The 19,769-nt window shown below is 39.9% G+C and carries 12 protein-coding genes and 1 pseudogene; 10 read left to right on the plus strand and 3 right to left on the minus strand.

The window, feature by feature from the left end:
- Positions 1-479 precede the first annotated feature (479 nt).
- The 5 genes and pseudogenes from GM612_RS11745 (at position 480) to GM612_RS11765 (ending at position 7,001) form a co-directional block, all read left to right on the plus strand.
- A pseudogene (locus GM612_RS11745) lies at positions 480-1,923 on the plus strand (glycoside-pentoside-hexuronide (GPH):cation symporter).
- 61 nt (positions 1,924-1,984) lie between these two features.
- The gene (locus GM612_RS11750) at positions 1,985-3,589 is read left to right on the plus strand and encodes a tagaturonate epimerase family protein (RefSeq protein WP_155432550.1); all 1,605 of its coding nucleotides are present in this window, start codon (positions 1,985-1,987) and stop codon (positions 3,587-3,589) included.
- Positions 3,590-3,630: 41 nt separating this feature from the next.
- Entirely contained in the window at positions 3,631-5,052 is a 1,422-nt protein-coding gene (gene uxaC, locus GM612_RS11755) for a glucuronate isomerase (protein WP_155432551.1), read from the plus strand.
- 290 nt (positions 5,053-5,342) lie between these two features.
- Complete coding sequence (locus GM612_RS11760) at positions 5,343-6,356, plus strand: LacI family DNA-binding transcriptional regulator (RefSeq protein ID WP_155432552.1); 1,014 nt, start codon at positions 5,343-5,345, stop codon at positions 6,354-6,356.
- A gap of 420 nt (positions 6,357-6,776) precedes the next feature.
- Positions 6,777-7,001, plus strand: a complete 225-nt coding sequence (locus tag GM612_RS11765) for a hypothetical protein (protein ID WP_155432553.1) — start codon at positions 6,777-6,779, stop codon at positions 6,999-7,001.
- A 74-nt stretch (positions 7,002-7,075) separates the two neighbouring features.
- Here the strand turns inward: GM612_RS11765 and GM612_RS11770 are convergent, their stop codons facing one another.
- Complete coding sequence (locus GM612_RS11770; RefSeq protein WP_155432554.1) at positions 7,076-8,521, minus strand: MFS transporter; 1,446 nt, start codon at positions 8,519-8,521, stop codon at positions 7,076-7,078.
- Between the two features lie 486 nt (positions 8,522-9,007).
- Here GM612_RS11770 and GM612_RS11775 point away from each other — a divergent pair, with 486 nt between their 5' ends.
- The 3 genes from GM612_RS11775 to GM612_RS11785 all read left to right on the plus strand — a co-directional run bounded on the left by GM612_RS11775 (position 9,008) and on the right by GM612_RS11785 (position 14,034).
- Entirely contained in the window at positions 9,008-11,503 is a 2,496-nt protein-coding gene (locus GM612_RS11775) for a glycoside hydrolase family 31 protein (protein ID WP_155432555.1), read from the plus strand.
- A gap of 18 nt (positions 11,504-11,521) precedes the next feature.
- Positions 11,522-12,943: a glucuronate isomerase gene (gene uxaC, locus GM612_RS11780; RefSeq protein ID WP_155432556.1), complete on the plus strand. Its 1,422-nt coding sequence runs from the start codon at positions 11,522-11,524 to the stop codon at positions 12,941-12,943.
- Between the two features lie 209 nt (positions 12,944-13,152).
- A complete protein-coding gene (locus GM612_RS11785) occupies positions 13,153-14,034 on the plus strand; it encodes an aldose 1-epimerase family protein (RefSeq protein ID WP_155432557.1) in 882 nt (293 codons plus the stop codon).
- 267 nt (positions 14,035-14,301) lie between these two features.
- Here the strand turns inward: GM612_RS11785 and GM612_RS11790 are convergent, their stop codons facing one another.
- Positions 14,302-15,651: an MATE family efflux transporter gene (locus GM612_RS11790; RefSeq protein WP_155432558.1), complete on the minus strand. Its 1,350-nt coding sequence runs from the start codon at positions 15,649-15,651 to the stop codon at positions 14,302-14,304.
- A 304-nt stretch (positions 15,652-15,955) separates the two neighbouring features.
- On the opposite strand from GM612_RS11790, the gene GM612_RS11795 reads away from it, so the two are divergent.
- Positions 15,956-17,599 (plus strand): mannitol dehydrogenase family protein, encoded by a 1,644-nt coding sequence (locus GM612_RS11795; RefSeq protein ID WP_155432559.1) that lies wholly within the window; start codon positions 15,956-15,958, stop codon positions 17,597-17,599.
- 60 nt (positions 17,600-17,659) lie between these two features.
- A complete protein-coding gene (locus GM612_RS11800) occupies positions 17,660-18,652 on the plus strand; it encodes a D-isomer specific 2-hydroxyacid dehydrogenase family protein (protein ID WP_155432560.1) in 993 nt (330 codons plus the stop codon).
- Positions 18,653-18,850: 198 nt separating this feature from the next.
- On the opposite strand, the gene GM612_RS11805 is transcribed toward GM612_RS11800, so the two are convergent.
- The gene (locus GM612_RS11805; protein WP_155432561.1) at positions 18,851-19,528 is read right to left on the minus strand and encodes a GntR family transcriptional regulator; all 678 of its coding nucleotides are present in this window, start codon (positions 19,526-19,528) and stop codon (positions 18,851-18,853) included.
- Positions 19,529-19,769: the final 241 nt, after the last annotated feature.

Genomic DNA, 19,769 nt, shown 5'->3' on the forward strand with positions numbered 1-19,769 from the left:
GTTTTGGAATCTGCGGCGCTCTTTGCTTGCATGGCCGGGATCTGAGTTTTGACGCAAGTTTAGACTATGTACAATCTTGAGGCTGAGTGACATTTTCAACGACCTCTGCGTTAAAATATCAGTTCAATACATACCAGTACTAATTTTTGTTCCACTTTCATTTTTTTACATTCAATTTTAAAGTAACCATGAAATTCCCCGTATTTGCATACAAAAATGTTCACGATAACATTTTCATTGGAATCCGCTTACAAATTTTTAGTTAGTGAAATTTTCAGTATAAATACCGGTATATAGGGATTTATTCTAGCAATCGCTATTCACAAAAGTTATTATTTAAACATAAATATCTAAAAATTCAAAAATAAATGTTCACGTGTGCATTCTTTTGTGCTAATATAATCACTGTTCAAAGGAAGCGCTTACTTAGAAACATTGAACAGCAGAATGTTAGTTATGAGAAATGGAGGGTTAATTTCATGAGCGAAGCAACGTCTATTGACAAGAACAGCAAGAAAGATGACAACATGATGAACGATTCTTCCAAGCGGATTCCGACTCATCAGCAAATTGCTTACGGCTTTGGCGACTTTGGTAACGGCTTCATGTTTGACCTTGGTCAAGCATACCTGACCAAGTTCTGGATCGATGCTTGTGGTATTGGTGCCGGTGCAGTTGCTGGTATCTTTGCATTCACGAAGATCTTTGATGCATTCATGGATCCAATTGCTGGTTCGATTGTTGATAACCGTAAGAATATTGGTCCACGAGGTAAATTCCGGCCGGTCATGATGATTTATTTCGGCTATTATTTTGGGCATTATGACGGTGATTACTTTCACCATGCCAATGGGACTGACTGGGACTCAAAAGATTATTTACGCTTACGGTGTTTACATGATTTGGGGCTTGGTTTACTCGTTTACCAATGACCCATATGGATCACTTGCGTCGGTTATGTCACGAAATTCGCAAGACCGTAGTTTCATGGCCACTGCCCGTCAAGTTGGGTCAGTCGGTGCACAATTTATTGCTGGTGTTGCCTTTATTCCACTGATGGGATTGTTTGAAGGTACTGGTAAGCAGACTCACGGTTACTTCTTAGCTTCAGCAGTGTTTGGTGTGATCGGTATTTTGATGTTCTTAGTTTGCTACTTAGGTACTAAGGAAAATGTTAAGGTTAACCGTAATGCCAAAAAGGGTAAGGAAGGATTCAAGGATTACTTCCGTGTCATCTTCAGAAATGGCCCTCTTGGTGCCATCATTTTGATGACATTGTTTACGATTTCAGCGATGAACACTAACAACCAAATGATGGTGTTCTACGCCGAATATAATTTAGGTAACATTGGCTTGCAACCAGTTATCAATGCGATCATGATGGGCTGCTCAATCGTTGGTGTCTTCATGATTCCTACGCTGACTAAGCACTTTGGTCAAAAGCGGACTGCAATGGTCAGCTTCGTCATTGGTGCGATTGCTAACCTGTTGAACTTCTTCTTACCATCAAACGTGATCATCTTTATCGTTTTGGTTACTATTGGTTACACTGCTTTGGCGATTCCAAATGGGATTACTTGGGCAATGGTTTCAAACTCTATCGACTATGGTGAATGGCATTCAGGTGTTCGTAAGGAAGCCATCACTTACGCCGCATTTAACTTCTCACGTAAGATCGCTCAATCATTGGCTGCCTTGGTCAGTTCAGGTATCTTAGCTCTGACCGGCTACGTTGCTAATGCGCATCAATCAGCTGGTGCCTTAAATGGTATTAAAGCTGCGATGACGCTCTATCCAGGCATCTGCTTGGCCTTAGCTGCTGTCGTTATCGGCGTCTTCTACAAGCTGGACGAGAAGCGCTTCGGTAAGATTGCCAATGATTTGGATCATGGTCGTTGGGAAAAGGGTAAGATCGGTGAATAATCGATTGCATTAATTTAGGTTATCAAATTTAAAATACACTTTTAGCATGGAGGCTATTGTAATGGACTTACAAACTTTATTGTCAGATGTACATGAGATTTTGGATCATCGCGACACAGACAGTGATTATTCAAAGCTCAGTGATAAAGAAGTTTATGCACCATCAATTCAAGTAGACCGTCGTAACGTTTACTTCATTCTTCACGAAAAGGATAACGATGGTAAATTAGTAAAGCACTTAGTTGTTTATGAAAACCGTTTGACTGTAGGCGACTTTGACGCTGAACAGAGTTTAGACGATGATGACTCAACACTGATTGTTGGCGAACTTAATGAACCTAACAATGTTGCTTTGGCAAAGCGGTTCCAGTGGATCCGTCCAACCTCTCGTCGTAATTACAAGTACACTTTTGGCTTAGGTGACCGTTTAGGTAATGCTTCAAATGCTCACTTACGTTTGTTCAAGGGCCGTGGCATCATGCCAGTTTTGGCTCAACAATCAATTCGTGAACTTGTTTTGATGCATCGTACTAACACCGATGTTTTCCAGTCAGCATCATGGGCCGTCTTTGAAGAAGGCTTCACATATGGCTGGGGTGCTGATGGTGACCACGTTAAGACACCTTATGAAGTTGATTATGCCGTTAAAGTTGGTTGCTCAATGATCACTTTGGACTGCACTGAAGAGATCCATAATGATGTTGTTAACTTGGAGGAAGCTGAACTCGACAAGCGCTTCAACGCTCTTGACCCAGATCAGATCAAGTACTTCAATGATACTTACCTCGATAAGGACTTTGAAGTTGCTGATGGTGTCAAGGTTCACTTCACTAAGAAAGACGTTGAAGAATCAGTTTTAACCTTCTACGATGCCATTCTGTTTGCTGCAGGGATTTATAAAGACTTTGTTGTTCCTTACAATTTGGACTTTGAAATTTCAATGGATGAAACACCATATCAAACGACTCCTGAAAACCACTTCTTCTTTGCTAATGAACTTAACCGTCGCGATATCACTCCTACGACTATGGCACCACGGTTCTATGGTGAATTCCAGAAGGCAATTGACTACATTGGTGATACTGACCGCTTCGAACGTGAATATGTCGTTCATGAATCAATCGCTGAACACTTTGGCTACAAGTTGAGTATTCACTCTGGTTCAGATAAGCTTTCCGTTTACGAAATCATCGGTCGTCTTTCCAAGAAGCATGGCTGGCACGTTAAGACTGCCGGGACTAACTGGTTGGAAGCTCTCCGTGTTATTGCCCACAAGGATCCAGACTTCATGCTTGAACTTTACAAGTTTGCTTATGAAAACCTGGATGACGTTAAGGACTTCTATGTATTTAACGCTCAAACCGACGGCACTGCACCAAAGCCTGAAACTATGACTAAGGCAAACGTTATGGATCTGCTCAACAACGATGATGCCCGTCAAGTTCTGCACACCATGTATGGTTCAATCATGAACTTGAAGCACAACTTCCACTATGTATATCGTGACAAGTTCTGGGACATCTTACTCAAGAACCAAGACCTGTACGACAAGTACCTGAACATTCACATCGCTGAACACCTGGACTTGTTGCAAGGGGTTGTTAAGACCAAGGCTGAAGCCCAAGAAAAGCACGAACCTAAAGAAGACATCTCAAAGAACTATTAATTTAGGACTGACTTTTTAAAAATACATTTGGGAGGTTCATCATGGCTTTATTAGACGATAATTTTCTGCTGGAAAATGAAACCGCTAAAAAATTGTTTAATGACTATGCGAAGGACATGCCGATCATTGACTTCCACTGCCATTTAAACCCTGAAGAAATTTATGAAAACAAGAACTACCCAAACATTACTCGTGTTTGGTTGAACGAAGGCACTTATGGTGACCACTACAAGTGGCGCCTGATGCGTGCCAACGGTGTTCCTGAAGAGCTGATTACTGGTGACGGCGATGAATATCAGAAGTTCCTCGCTTGGGCCGACACGATCGAGCACTCATATGGGAACCCGTTGTACGAATGGACTCATTTGGAGTTAAAGCGCTTCTTCCACATCGATGATGTCTTCACCAAGAAGACCGCACCCGCAATCTGGAAGAAGACCAACGAAATGCTTCAAACTGATGCGTTCAAGCCTCGTAACTTAATCAAGAACATGAACGTTAAGGCCGTCTGCACCACTGATGACCCAGCTTCTGACCTGAAGTATCACAAGTTATTGAAGCAAGACGAAGCTGAAAACGGCTTTAAGACGCTGCCAGCTATGCGTCCAGATAAGCTGATCCAAATTGATCGTGATGGTTTCAATGATTATCTAGGTCAATTGAGTGACGTTTCTGGCGTTAAGATCAACTCGTTCAAGGACATCATTAGTGCCCTCGAGCAACGATTCCAGTACTTCAACGACATGGGCGGTCGTTTGTCAGACCACTCACTGCTTACCTACCACTTTGCTGAAGCAAGTGATAGTGAACTGGATGCAATTGTTGAAAAGGGCCGTAAGAATGAAGAATTGTCAGCCCATGAGATCGATCAATATCTGACCATGTTGCTCGAAAACTTGATGCATTTGAACACCAAGTTCAATTGGACAATGCAATTCCACATTAATTCGATTCGTGATTTGAACCGGCCGATGTTTGCAAAATTGGGTCCTGATACCGGTTATGATGCCATTGGTACCCAACCTGATATCGTTGCTAATATTCAGAAACTGTACACCAAGATGCGTGATACGAATGATATTCCAAAGAGTATCTTCTACTCACTTAATCCAAATGACTGGATGCAATTGGCAACGTTGATGGGCTGCTTCCAAGATGGTGGCGGCAAGCAACGTCTGCAATTAGGTGCTGGCTGGTGGTTCAACGATACTGCCGAAGGAATGAACGAACAACTTCGAATCTTCGCACAGCAAAGCTTACTACCAAACTTCGTTGGTATGCTGACTGACTCTCGGAGCTTCCTGTCCTATCCTCGTCACGAGTATTTCCGTCGGGTACTTTGCAACTTCTTCGGTAAGTTAGCCGAAACTGGTCGTGTACCTGATGATGAAGCTTCTCTGGGCAAGATCGTTCAGGATATTTCCTACAACAATGCTCACGATTACTTCGGCTTCTTCGATTAAGGATCCTAGGTTGAACAGATTCTTTTCCAAGTGATAATTTTCTAAAGCTAAAGTTTTAGTCAGCGCGAAATCGCACAGTTTCGCGCTGACTTTTTAGTTTCAATTAATTTTATTTGGTGTTTTCATTTGGAATTTGTCACGGATTTGTTAGAAAAATTTCGTGAAGATTCATTTTTTGTGCGGTAAAATGTAAGTTATTGATTAAAAATTAGGCAGTAAAATAATTCGAAATTGAGATTAGCGCACGTGGGGGCGATATCTCATTTCGATAGGGAGGGGCTTGACTTTACATGGAGAACGTTACAATCATGACCATTGCTAGAATGGCACATGTTTCTCACACTACCGTTTCGCGTGCGCTGAATGATAGCCCATTGGTTAAAGAAGATACCAAAAAATTAATTCGAGACATTGCAAAGCAAATTGGGTATACCCCTAATCTGAACGCTAAGGGCTTAGCTCAAAGTAAAACCTATCTGATTGGCGTCTTTTTTTCGGAAATGAAAACTGGGACGTCACCGAGTTTCTTAGTGGACGTTTTGAATAAAGCTCGCGAAGCATTACCAACGGGGTATGTGATTTCAATTGATAGTGTCGATAATTACATGGAGCGAGATATTCCACAGTCGCGCTATGATGGGATTATCGTTGTCAGTCAATCAAAGGATGATGATGAATTCATCGATCATCTGGTTGAGCAAAATATTCCCTTGGTCGTTTTAAACCGGGCTTTGGAACGACGAGATGTTATTAACTACGCGACAAATGATTTTATGGGGGCCGAACTCTTAACGGAGTATGCCATTCGGATGGGTCATCGTGAAATTGGTATTATTGAAGGTCAAAGAAGGTTTGTTTCTACGGTTGATCGGCGGCGCGGGTTCGATGAAATTCTTCGCAAAAATCACCTTGAAACTCGGCCTGAATGGGTTAAGCACGGGAACTATTTACCCGAAAGTGGTTATAAAGCCATGCGCGAGTTGCTCAGTCAAGACGAGTTACCAACCTGCGTCTTTGTCACTAACGATGATATGGCGATTGGTGCAATTCGAGCCTGCAACGATCTCGGCTACCGGGTGCCTCAAGATATTTCAATTTTAGGGTTTGATGATATGGGGTACACTAAATATCTAGTGCCACGACTAACCACGATCAAGAAACCAACGACTAGGTTGGTTCAGGTTGGTGTTGAGGCATTAACGCAGCTTTTGGCAGAGGAAAAAGTTCCGGCTAAGCAAGAAGTTTTCCCACCAACTCTTGTCGTGAGGGATTCAGTGACAGATCTGCGAACTACAAATAATTGATATGTTAGTTTTTCTGTTTTTATTGATGTTACTAAGAAGGGGCCAGCTTAAAGGGCCTCTTTTTTATTGGCTTAAAAACCTGATATACCGCTATTTAGGCGATAATTAACTTAGTTCTATGGGTCACAAGGGTTCGCAAAGGGAATTTATCAGTGTTTGGTATCCCTTTCAATTAAATGGATAAAAATTATATTATTTTCGTTAGTTTACATAGCTCATAGTTACTGATATAACGGGTATTATAGGCTAAGTAGTGATTGTTAAATGTAACACAATCAAAAAGTTTCATTTGAAAACGATTTAATTATGAAAATGACTTGCAATGCTTTCATTTCGTGCTAGTATGTTAGTTGTCGTAAGGGAACAGAAGAGAATTAGTTCTTAAAACAATCATTCAAACAAACACTGGAGGAATTCAACATGATTAATTCATACACATCAAACAAAAACATGACTATGGCCGCAAAGCAAACTGCACCTCGTAACACTAACAAGGTTGCTTCAACTATCAGCGCAATCGTTATGACGATCGTTGTTCTTGGCAGCTTGGTATTGGGCGTTGCTGCAGCAAACAACGATGCCGGCTCAGTTGCTCAATCACTTACTCAAGTTACTGCTGTTAATGCACGGGGTAATAACAAGTAATTGATTTGAAATTAAAAACACCTCCACTCAATGTTGAGCAGAGGTGTTTTTTTGCGCATTAATAACTTGTTGAATTACGCTTCTGAAGAGGTACCATTTTCCTCTTCTTTTTCTTCTTCGGTGTTCTTAGCATGAATAGCTGCTAATTTAGCGGCATTTGCTTCAACACGTTTCTTACTTAATGGATATAAGAACAGGAGTAATAGAGCTGCGACTAATAGGCAGACCGTTGGGATACCTGTCGCTAAGTGATAGATTCGATCGATAACTGCTGTGGTTTGTGTTACACCACCAGCCGTTGATGATTTATAACCAATGAAAGTTAACATGAAACCACCGAAACCACCAGCAATAGCTTGCGCTACTTTTCGAGCGAAGGAGTTAACACCATAAACCACTCCATCTTCACGAGTACCCGTTAGAACTTCATGGTTATCAATTACGTCGGTGATAAATGCCCAAACCATCAAGTTGAACATGCCGGCACCTAATGATCCAAAGAACAGCATAACTAAGTAAAAGACGGCGCTATGAGTATGAATAACGAACAATGCACCATAGATAACGGCACCAAAAATTAAAGCAACAATGGAACTTTCTTTACGCCCAAATTTGTTAGTGATCCAAGTACTAAATGGAGCCAAGAGAATCACAGTCGCAAAGTTAAAAATCAAGGCAATTGACATCGCCGTTTTGTTTTTGAAGTAATCGTTGAACAGGTATGAAATCATTGTTCCTGAAAGGTTTTGGTTAATAACAATCATAATATCAACAAGTACAAGAACGACCAAAGCCCGGTTTTCAAATAACCCTTTAACTAGGGCACCCATTGGCACCTTTTCACTCTTTTCAGTACGAACACGTTCAGTAGTTAAACCAGTGGTCAAAGCATAGCAGATATAAGCTAAGATACCACATGCAACAACAACCCAGAAGAAACGGCTACCAGAGATTTTTTGTGACGCGCCAATATAGATGAACATTGGAAGAATGTAACTTGTAATAGCTGAACCTAAAGCTGAACCAACAGCACGGAATGTAGAAAGAGATGTTTTATCATCTGGCTTACTACTAATAGCGGAGGCCATTGAACCATAAGGAATGTTAACAGATGAGTAGAAAATTCCCCAACCAAGGTAAGTAATGAAGACGTAAACTAATCGTGCTGGTAATGCCCAGTCTTTAACGATTGGTACGAATGTCAGAATGAAGAAAATAATTAATGGATAGCGCATTCGGTTCATCCAAGGTTGGAATCGACCGTTTTTATGAAGTTTACTATTATCGACCAATCGTCCAACAGTAATATCAGCAAAAGCATCAATAAAACGTGCACATAAGAATAAGATACCAACTTGCGCACCAGTTAAGCCTAAAACGTTGGTATAAAAAATCATTAAAAATGAGTTGACGACGTTAAATGAGAAGTTGTTCCCAATATCGCCAAACATGTAACCAACTTTGTCTTTCCAACTAAACGGTGCGGCTTTGACCGTTACGGTCTTTTGCATTTTTTCCAAGCTAATTCACTCCCAGTATTAAATAAAATGGCATAGAAAGTTCGCAATTTATTTGAGTAAACATCGCACAATATCTGCTCATATACTCACATTCTATTTTTACAATAAATGTATGAATAAGATTGTTTAATTTATCTCATTTATCTACCTCCTATAAAACTTAAAACTGATACATAAGTTTTACTCAGAATAACATCAAAAGAGAACGCTTTCAAGTAGTTTCAAATTAAATTTTTTACGAAATACATATACCATTAGGCCTACAAGCAAAGTGTTTAGGTACTAATTTAGATGACTTATCAATTTTTTTAACGCTGAATGAAAATTTTTCCGGAATAATATTGACAGCGCTTTCTAAACGCTTTAAAGTGGATGTGTATTAATAATCTGGTATATCACTTGTAATTTCAGGTGTGTCACAGGCGATATTCAGCTTGTTATGCATAGCACAATATAAGTCAAATACTGGCAGTATGGAGGTGTGACATGAAGGTAAGTACAAAGCTCCTTGAGGTTAAAAACGAAAATGACTACTTGGAGCTGCACACAAATGGTGCAAAATTTCGGATCTATTTGTTAGATAAAAATATTATTCGAATCAGAGGTACCTTTGATGATGAATTTGCACCAGAAGCATCTTATGCACTAGTTAAAACAGCCTGGCCTGATAAGACGGATAGCTTGTTAGCGGACGAACGACAACGAGTTCAACCAATTCCTATTGAATTGAAAAAAGATGAAAGCGGATATGAGCTGAGTAATGGAAAGTACACAGTTTCTATCAATGCTGATCCATTTTATTTTGAAATTAAAGATGAAAATGGTCGGGTTGTACATCGTGATTTACCTCGACGTTCATTTGTTAAGGATGACCTTGGTCGAAGTTATCACTATAGTAGTATGAGTGATCATGACAAGTTCTATGGTTTTGGTGAAAAGTCTGGTGTGCTGAATAAATTCAAGCGCAGAATGCGGATGCATAACACCGATTCTCTTGGTTGGAACGCGTCGAAGTCTGATCCACTGTATAAAATGATTCCATTTTATATTGATTTTGACACTGAGCAGAATCTAGCTAGTGGACTTTACTATAATAATTCGCATGATTCGGTTTTTGATATGGATTGTGAACATAGTAATTATTGGTTACGATACAGTTACTTCCAGTGCGATGGTGGTGATTTGGATGTTTTCTTCATTGGCGGGCCAACTATCAAAGATGTCGTTGAGCATTACACTGATTTAACCGGGAAAACCGCTATGATGCCGATAGCGTCTCTAGGATATATGGGTTCCACGATGTTTTATACAGAACTACCGGAACATGCTGATGAAGCGATTCTTGATTTTGTGGATACTTGCAAGAAGAATGGTATTCCCTGTGATGGATTCTTCCTTTCATCCGGCTATACGACCGGTAATGATCAAAAACGTTACGTGTTCAACTGGAATAAGAAACGTTTCCCAGATCCAAAGGAATTCGTAGCGGAGCTTAAACGTCGAGGTGTTCTTTTGGCACCAAACGTTAAGCCAGGAATGCTTGTCACTCATCCGATGGCCAAGGAATTTGCTGATGCGGATGCCTATATCAAGTCTGAAGATGGCACAAGTGATGAGGTAGATCAATACTGGGGTGGACCAGCTCACTTCGTCGACTTTACTAATCCAAAGGGCCGTGACACATGGGAACAACATATGATTGACGCACTCATATCGTTAGGAATCACTTCCATTTGGAATGATAATAATGAATATGAAATTAATAACACACAAGCTCAAGCTGACGTGGAGGGGATTACCGAACCAATTGGTGCAGTTAAGCCTATAATGCCAACTATGATGGCTAAAGCTGCTAAAGAAGCGGTGAAGAAAGCTGACCCTAATGTACGACCGTATTTGATTAATCGTGCTGGTTTTGCTGGGATTCAACGTTATGCACAGACTTGGGCCGGCGATAATTATACGAGTTGGACAAACCTTAAATATAATGTGCCTACGATCCTTGGTATGGGCTTGTCAGGGGTTGCTAATCAAGGCTGTGATATTGGAGGCTTTGATGGTCCGATTCCCGAACCGGAGTTATTTGTTCGTTGGGTTCAAAATGGTATTTTTCAGCCACGTTTTTCAATTCACTCTAGTAACACGGATAATACTGTGACTGAGCCATGGACCTACCCAGGCTATACCAAGTACATTCGTGATGCTATTAAATTACGATACAATTTGGTACCGTATTTCTATTCTTTACTTTATGAAGCTTCCACCACTGGTGCACCAATTATGCGACCGTTAGTTTACGAATTTCAAGATGATCCTAAGGTGTCTGAAGAGAGCTTTGAATTCATGTTAGGTTCATCGATTCTTGTAGCTAATGTGTTGGATAAAGGTCAAACTGAAAAGTCAATTTATTTGCCATCAGGTTGTTCTTGGTACGACTTAAAGACTGCTAAATATTATGATGGTGGTCAAACGATTAAGCTACCAGTTGATTTAAGCAGTATCCCAATGTTCCTTCGAACAGGTGGAATTGTGCCACAGAGTATTGGTTTGCAAAATATTCATAACGATGTTATTGATCATCTTTCACTTTTAATCGAACCTAGTGAGGATAGTTCATTTAAAATTTATGAAGATGACGGCAAGACCAATGATTATTTGGATGGCGAATTCTTAACTACGGACGTGACCACAACAACAACGAAAAATAGCGTTAATATTGCATTTGTCAAGAAAGGTCAATTTCAATCACAAGTTAAGAAGATGAGCTTGTCAGTATGTTGTCCAACAATTGCTCCTTTAAGTGTGCGCCTAGGAGAGCATGAGCTGACGCGGTATTTGAATGCTGACAAATTCAATGCTGCTGATTCAGGTTGGTACTTCAATGGTGAAAAACGTCAAATTGAGGTTAAATATGATAACCCAGATGACAGAAATTATGAGGTTCAATTAAACTTTAGCATAAAAGATTTGATTTCAATTTAAGAAGGGAATTCACTTATTATGACATTACTTGGAAAAGACTTTCTGTTAACGAATGAAATGGGTAAGAAGCTGTTTCATGACCACGCATCAAAGATGCCAATCATTGACTATCACTGTCATCTAAGTCCAAAGGAGATTTACGAGAATAAGAACTACCCCAACTTGACTCGAATTTGGATCAACGATGGTAGTTTCGGTGACCATTATAAGTGGCGTTTGATGCGAGCAAACGGAGTGCCTGAAGATCTCATTACAGGTGACGGCGATGAATATCAAAAATTGGTCGCTTGGGCTGGCACGATTGAAAAGGCGATTGGGAATCCGCTGTATGAATGGACTCATCTTGAGTTACAACGTTTCTTTGGAATTACTGACCCGTTCACAACTAAAAACGTTAAGCAGGTCTGGGATAAGGCTAACAAAATGTTAGCGACTGATGATTTTAAACCTCGAAACTTAATTAAAAACATGAATGTTAAAGTTGTCTGCACAACGGATGATCCAGCCTCAGATTTGAAGTATCACAAGCTGTTAAAGCAAGAAGAAGCTGCTAATGGCTTTAAGGTACTACCGGCGATGCGCCCCGATAAGGCATTTGCTATCGGTGCTGATACCTTCAGTGATTACATTAAGGAATTTTCTTCAGTTTCTGGGATTAATATTACTGATTATGCTTCATTTGAGAAAGCCTTTGAACAGCGGTTTGAATTCTTCTCAAGCTTAGGTGGACGGTTATCTGATCATGGCTTGAACACGTTCCATTTTGTTAAGGCTTCAAAAGATGAAATTGAGCAAGTTTTCAAGAAAGGCCTTAACAACGAACCTTTGACTGATCATGAAGTTGATATCTATTCAACAGCTCTGCTAGAAACTTTAATGCGTCTGAACAAAAAATTTAATTGGACGATGCAATATCATATGAATGCATTACGGAACCGTAACCATCCGATGTTTAAAAAGATTGGAGCGGATGCAGGGTACGACTCAATGGGTACTCAACCTGATATCGCAGCTAACATTATGGACTTGCTGACAGATATGCAAGATGAAGATAACATTCCAAGAACTATTTTGTACTCTTTGAATCCAAATGACTGGATGCAATTAGCAACAGGTATGGGTGATTTTTATGGTGATGGCGTTGAACAGAAATTACAACTTGGTTGTGCATGGTGGTTCAACGATACTCGTGAAGGCATGGAAGAACAATTAAGGATTATGGCACAGCAAAGCCTGTTAGCCAATTTTGTGGGGATGTTAACTGATTCTCGGAGTTTCTTATCCTATCCACGTCACGAATATTTCCGTCGAGTATTATGCAACTTTATCGGTGACTTGGTTGATAGGGAACAGTTACCTGATGATGAAGACTATTTAGGTAAAATTGTTGAAGATATCTCGTACAATAATGCTCACGATTACTTTGGCTTTTTTGACTAGGAAGTTTTGTTTTCACAAAATAACATTTATTTCTAAGTGAAATTGTTTTGAAACGGGGTTAGACTCACGGCGAAGTCATTTCAAGAACGTTTTAAATAACCAATGGCGACTGACTTCATCTTGAACGAGCCTTAAATAAGAAGCCACATGGTCAAAATAAGATCATATGGCTTCTTTGTAGATAAAAATAAGATTGGAGATCAAGACTCATGCAAACAATTGAAAATGAAAATTTTAAAGCAGAGATTAATGAACATGGTGCTGAGTTGACTCACTTAATCAATAAAAAGGGGAACTTTGATTATATCTGGAATAATGATTTATGGCCGAAGCACGCTCCAGTTCTGTTTCCTGCAATTGGTCGTTCGGAAAAGGATTCTTACTTCTATCAAGGAAAAGAATATCCGATGCCACAGCATGGATTTGCTGGTGATCAGACATTTGATGTCAAGCAAAATACCGGTGATCAATTAAGTTTGGAACTGACTGATAACGCTCAGACAATGACCGATTATCCATTCAAATTTCAATTCACAATTAGGTTTACTTTAACAACGACAGGTATCAAGCTAAGCTTTGAAATGAATAACAAGGATGATAAAACCCTAAGTTATTCAATCGGGTCACATCCAGCCTTTAATTTACCAATCAATGGCGAAGGTAGTTTTGATGACTATCAGTTGACATTTGAGCCTGCTGGATTAGAACTGAAACAGTTTGAAATTGTTAAGACTCCTAATCCTTATCGGAATGGGAATGTTGTTAAATTAGCAAATAGCAATGGCAGTCTGATTCCGCTGAATCATGAGATGTTTGAAAAAGGGTTAGTGATCATTGAAAATGACGGTATCAAGCGGGTCACTTTAAGCTCACCATCAACAAAGCATAGTGTTTCTTTAACCTTGGATCAATTTCGGTATGTCTGCTTATGGACAAAAGAGGGCGCGAATGCACCGTTTCTTTGCATCGAGCCTTTTCAAGGATTACCAGATGTAAGTGGCCATGAAGTTGAATTACTGGATAAAGAAGGTAACGTTAAATTATCTGCTGGGGAATCTCACGAGGTTGGTTATGAAATGACTTTGTATTAAACTACTGATTCCACTATAGTATTGATTTAAAAACTCATTGAGAGTGTATGATGAGATTCAAATTCACTTGTACCTAAGAACTTAGTAATAAAAGGTGATTTCTCCGAAACCTTTGGGAGGAATCACCTTTTTAAGGTCATTCATAATTTAAGTTTAAAATCAGATTAGGCTAACATTTTTGTTGAATAGATTAGTAATTCAAGGATTGAAGCTCAAGAAATTTATTTTTTGATAATTTATATCAGTTATGTTATCGAACTTTCTGGACTACTTTCGCCGTTGAATTTTTGAATCGTGTATGAAGATCCACCATACCATGAACAGACAATACACGAGCGAAACTCCCCAAGCAATCTGATTAGCATAACAGATGGCAACGTATCCTAGTGATAATGTGGCTAACCAGGCCGCAAAGGATCGGCCAATCAGTTCACCAAAGCCGGAAACGATGGCATACATACTATGACCGAGTCCTTGAAGAGTATTTCTAAAGATCATTAATAGACCGTGAACGATGAAAAAAAAGCTGATAGTGGTCAAGTATTGATCGGTCAAATGAAAAACATGACCGGTAGTTGTTCCCAACACAAGACTAATGATTGTCTTTTTTAGTAACATCACTAACAGAAAAGCGAATAGAGACCATGTCAGTTGGATTAGAGAACCGGCCCTCAATCCTGATTTGATGCGTTGAGATTTTCTAGCACCATAATTTTGTGCCATGTAAGTAGCTATCGCCATTCCTACACTTTCCATTGGTAAGGTGAAAAGTTGACGTATTTTGTCACCCGCTGACTGTGCCGCAACTGCTGCGGTGCCCAATAAATTGATTGCGTCCTGCATGACGACAGCACCAATAGCTGAAACCGAGTATTCAAAACCCATCGGAAAGCCAATTGCACAAATATGCAAAATAGCATGCAGATTAATATCTTTACTCCTTAGGTGCTGATCAGTGATGAATTTTTGATGAATATAATAACCGACGTTCAGGACACCCGCGAAGAATTCACTAATCACAGTAGCGACTGCAACACTAATTAAGCCCCATTTGAAGACAACGATAAAGGTTAATGCTAAGGCGATATTTACAAATAGTGAGGCAACAAGGAAATAAAATGGGTGGGTAGAATCACCGAAAGCACGAAGAACGCTTGCCGAGTAATTATATAAAATATTACCAGGAATGCCTACAAATGAAACAATTGTGAACAGAGTTGCCATTTTTAAAATTGCTCGTGGAGTGCTCAGAACCACCATAATGGTATGTGTATAAACAATCATCATGGGTGTGAGAATAACGGCTAAAATAGTGCATATTAAAATTCCACCAACAAGATTTTGTCTAATTGCATGTGTATTATTGGCACCAACACTTTGGGCTAATGGGATACTGAAGCCAATACAACTACCCTGTACAAAACCGAGAATCAAAAAACTTAGTGGATAGTAAGCACCAATAGCCGCCAAAGCATCAATTCCTAATAGTCGGCCAATAATGAGGGTATCAATAAAATTATAAAATTGTTGAAAAATACTTCCGCCCACAAGGGGTAAAGAAAAACGAATAATTTGTCTAAAGGGATTTCCAATTGTCAAGTTGATTTCCTTTGCCATTTTCAAGTCTCACTTTCCCTTGTTATCAATATAACAAGTATATCAGTTAATTAGTTTAAAAGCGCTTCCTTTATGAGTATAATGGACTTTTTTCAAATGAAAATATAGTCTTAAATTTCAAATTCTGAAATTATTATGAGAAAAACACGATTTGTTTCGCTAAATAAAGGCTTTTTTAAAATAAAATTATTTCTTTAAAAACATTTGACTAAGCCGTAATTTATGGTAAACTGAAAGCGTATTCAGGTGATACTAACATATCAGTTATTTTTAATCACCCATTCTGAAATGGAGGAACGAATTAATGGTTAAAATTACGGACGATTATTTAAATAATAAAGCCGCTTTTGCAAAAGCCAACATTAAAGTGCCAACTTATGACGCGAAAAAAGTTGCTGACAAGACGCTTCAATCGCCAACTTGGGTTCACTTTGGTGGTGGGAACTTGTTCCGGGCTTTCCACGCATCAATTGCTAACCAGTTGATTGAATCAGGTAAATCAGACACTGGCGTTATTGTGGCTGAAACCTATGATGATGGTGTTGTTTCAGGTATCTATGGTAAGTACAATAACCGAATCGTTCGCGTTGTAACTAAAGCCGATGGTTCCCAAGATCGTGAACTATTTGCGCCCGTTGCTAAAGCGATTTACGCTGGTCCAGCTAATGAAGACGCCAGCGGTTTTGAAGAACTGGAAAAGATTTTTGAAAATGATAGTCTGCAAGTCGTTTCGTTCTCAATCACTGAAAAAGGTTATCACTTGAAAAACGGTGACGGCGACTTCTTCCCGCCGGTCGCTAATGATATTAAGAATGGCCCTTCGAAGCCACAAAATAACATGTCATTGCTTGTCAGTTTGATGCTGGCGCGTTTCAACGCTGGTAAAAAGCCATTGACCTTGATGAGCACTGATAACTTCTCACAAAACGGTGACCGTCTGAAAGATAGCGTATTAACCATTGCTAAGGCTTGGAAGAATAATGGTTTTGTAAACCAAGACTTTATCGATTATCTGTCTGACCCTAAGCAGGTTGGTTTCCCACTATCAATGATTGACCGGATCACACCTAACCCTTCCGACAAAATTTCTGCTGACCTGGCCAAGGATGGCTTCGAGGACGCTGAAATTCTGCATACACCAAAACACACTAACATTGCTGCTTTCACCAACACTGAAGAGGCTCATTACTTGGTTGTTGAAGATGACTTTCCTAATGGCCGCCCAGCATTTGAAGAAGCCGGTGTGATCATGACTGACCGTGATACCGTTAACGCCGCGGATGAAATGAAGGTTACGACCTGCTTGAATCCATTGCACACTGCTTTGGCAATTTACGGCAGTATTTTAGGTTTTGATTCGATTGCTTCTGAAATGCAAAATGATGACCTTGTCGCCTTAATCAAGCAAATTGGTTACATTGAAGGCTTACCAGTTGTTAAGGATCCTAAAGTTATCAATCCAAAGAGCTTTATCGACGAGTTGGTTACCAAGCGGTTACCTAACCCATATATTCCAGATACCCCACAACGGATCGCTACCGATACTTCACAGAAGCTGAGTGTTCGTTACGGCGTTACAATTCAGCACTATGTTGATGACGACAACCGTGATCCAAAGAACTTGAACTTCATTCCATTGGTCATTGCTACTTGGTTACGTTACTTAATGGGCGTTAATGACAAGGGCGAGGCCTTTACCCCAAGTCCAGATCCAATGTATGACGAATTGCACGCTAAGGTTGATGGTTTGAAGCTTGGCGGTGACAACGATGTTCATGCTAGTGTAAAGGATATTTTGAGCAACAAGAACATCTTCAGCGTTGACCTTTACCAAGTTGGTTTGGGTGAAAAAGTTGAAGCTTACTTTACTGAAGAATTAAAGGGTGCCGGCCAGATTGAAAAGGTACTCCACGATACTTTAGCTTCAAAAGCAACCCCAGTTAAATAGGATACAATTGTTTGAACACGTTCCATAAAAAAGTATAAGTAGAAAGAGGATTAGAAGAACATGGCAGATTATAAAATTGCAGTCGTGAACTCAAGTAGTTTTGGTCAAGTCTTTAAAGAACACTGGAAAGAAGTCGAATCATTTGGTCAAGTTGATCGTTTCATGCTTGATCCAGATATTCCAGGTAAGGAACTGGCTGAAAAACTCCACGGCTACAATGTGATCATTTCTAGTGTGACACCATTCTTTAAGAAGGATTTCTTTGATAACAAAGACGAGCTGCTACTGATTTCTCGTCATGGTATTGGTTTCAACAACATCGACCTGGAAGCCGCAAAGAAGCATGGGACTAAGGTGACAATCGTGCCACCGTTGGTTGAACGTAACTCTGTCGCTGAAAACGCCCTGGCTAATTTGATGGCGCTGACTCGCCAAGCTGTGCCTTCATCAGAACGAATCAAAGCTGACCATTATGAGGATCGTGCCCAATTCATGGGTAGTGAATTCACCGGTAAGACCTTTGGAGTTATCGGTTGTGGTAACATTGGTAGTCGGGTTGCTGAACTATTCCAGTTCTTCGGTGGTGAAGTCATGATCAATGACCCAGAACCACATGCTCCAGAAGGCTGGTTTGACAAGAACCCTAACGTTAAGCGTGTCTCCTTCGACGAATTATTGAGCAAGTGTGATTACATCTCACTGAATGCTTCGTTGAACGATACTGACCTGCATTTCATTAATGCAGAAGCATTGAAGAAAACTAAGAAGGGCGTATACTTCGTTAACCATGCCCGTGGTGCACTGATTGATGAACAGGCAATGCTGAAGGCTGTTGAGGACGGTCAAGTTGCTGGCTACGCAGCTGATACAATGGAGGTTGAACCAGTTCGTGCTAATCACCCATTCTTGAAGAATGATCACTTCTTGATTACGCCACACACCTCCGCTTACACATACGAATGCCTGCATGGCATGGGTGAGAAGTGTGTCTCAGATGTTCGTAACCTAATTAACGGCAAGCCACTTGTCCGTGAATTAACCTCACAACTTTAATTGTTAGATTTTTTTAAAACGGAAGCGAATCCTTTATTTCCAGGGATTCGCTTTTTTGTATTCTTTGTTAAAGTTGTTAAGAGTTTGACAGGGGTTGCATTGAAAGGTGCTAAGTCGGTACTGTCATTTTCAAAATAAATAGCGACTACGATCCAATTCTGGTGTCGTAGCCGCTACTCTGATATTTTAACTTAACACTTATTTCTCATATCCCACAAAATAATCCGGATAGGCATCTAGCACCTTCTGCTTTTCTACTAACATGAGATGCAGATGTTCTGCCATAAAATAATTTAAGTCATCCAGCCGCTTATCCATCAATGACTTAAAAATCTGTCGATGCTGATTCAACAGGGTATTCCAATCAAGTTCCAATTCCTTCAAACGCAGCCGCCGATACCTGTTTAACTGGGTGTTATTAATCTGTAGCCAATCCCACGCCAAGTCCTTGCCAATCGTGTGGTAGAACTCGTGGTGAAACGACTGGTCTAAGTCAAAGAAAGCATCTGGTTGACTGTTTTCAGCAGTGATTCTTTGCCGCTCCAAATTATTGCGCAAAAAAGCGACTGATGCCGGGGTGATCGACACGGCAGCATTCATCATGATCTTAGGTTCGATGCATTCGCGAACAAAGCGACCTTCTTCAGCTTCCGACATATCAATTGGTGTGATGTAGGTACCGCTTTGCGGAATAACTTGTATTAAGCCTTCACGTTCGATACGAATCAGCGCTTCTCGGACCGGAGTTCTGCCCAGGTGAAATTCCGTTGACAACGTTTTTTCTGAGATCTTTTGTCCTGGCATGAATTCGAAATGGATAATTTTATACTTAATTTGTTGATACGCATCATCGCGCATACTATCAATGTTTTTCATAAACCCTCCTGCAAATGAAACATTGAGGTCTTTTTTCCTCGTTTTTAAAAAGTATGTTTACTTTGAAGTATAAGGTAAAAATGGTATTTTGACAAGCAAACATGTATGTCAGTTATTAAACTTAAAAATTATTTTAGGGCGCTTTTCATTCTTTTCTGGCTTTAAAATACGGTGTAACCGCTATTTTCAGTAACGCAATGGTCGGATTATAAGCCAAAAAGACTAATAATATAGGGATGTA

The organism is Secundilactobacillus folii, from assembly GCF_009720675.1.
GTDB classification, from domain to species: Bacteria; Bacillota; Bacilli; order Lactobacillales; family Lactobacillaceae; genus Secundilactobacillus; species Secundilactobacillus folii.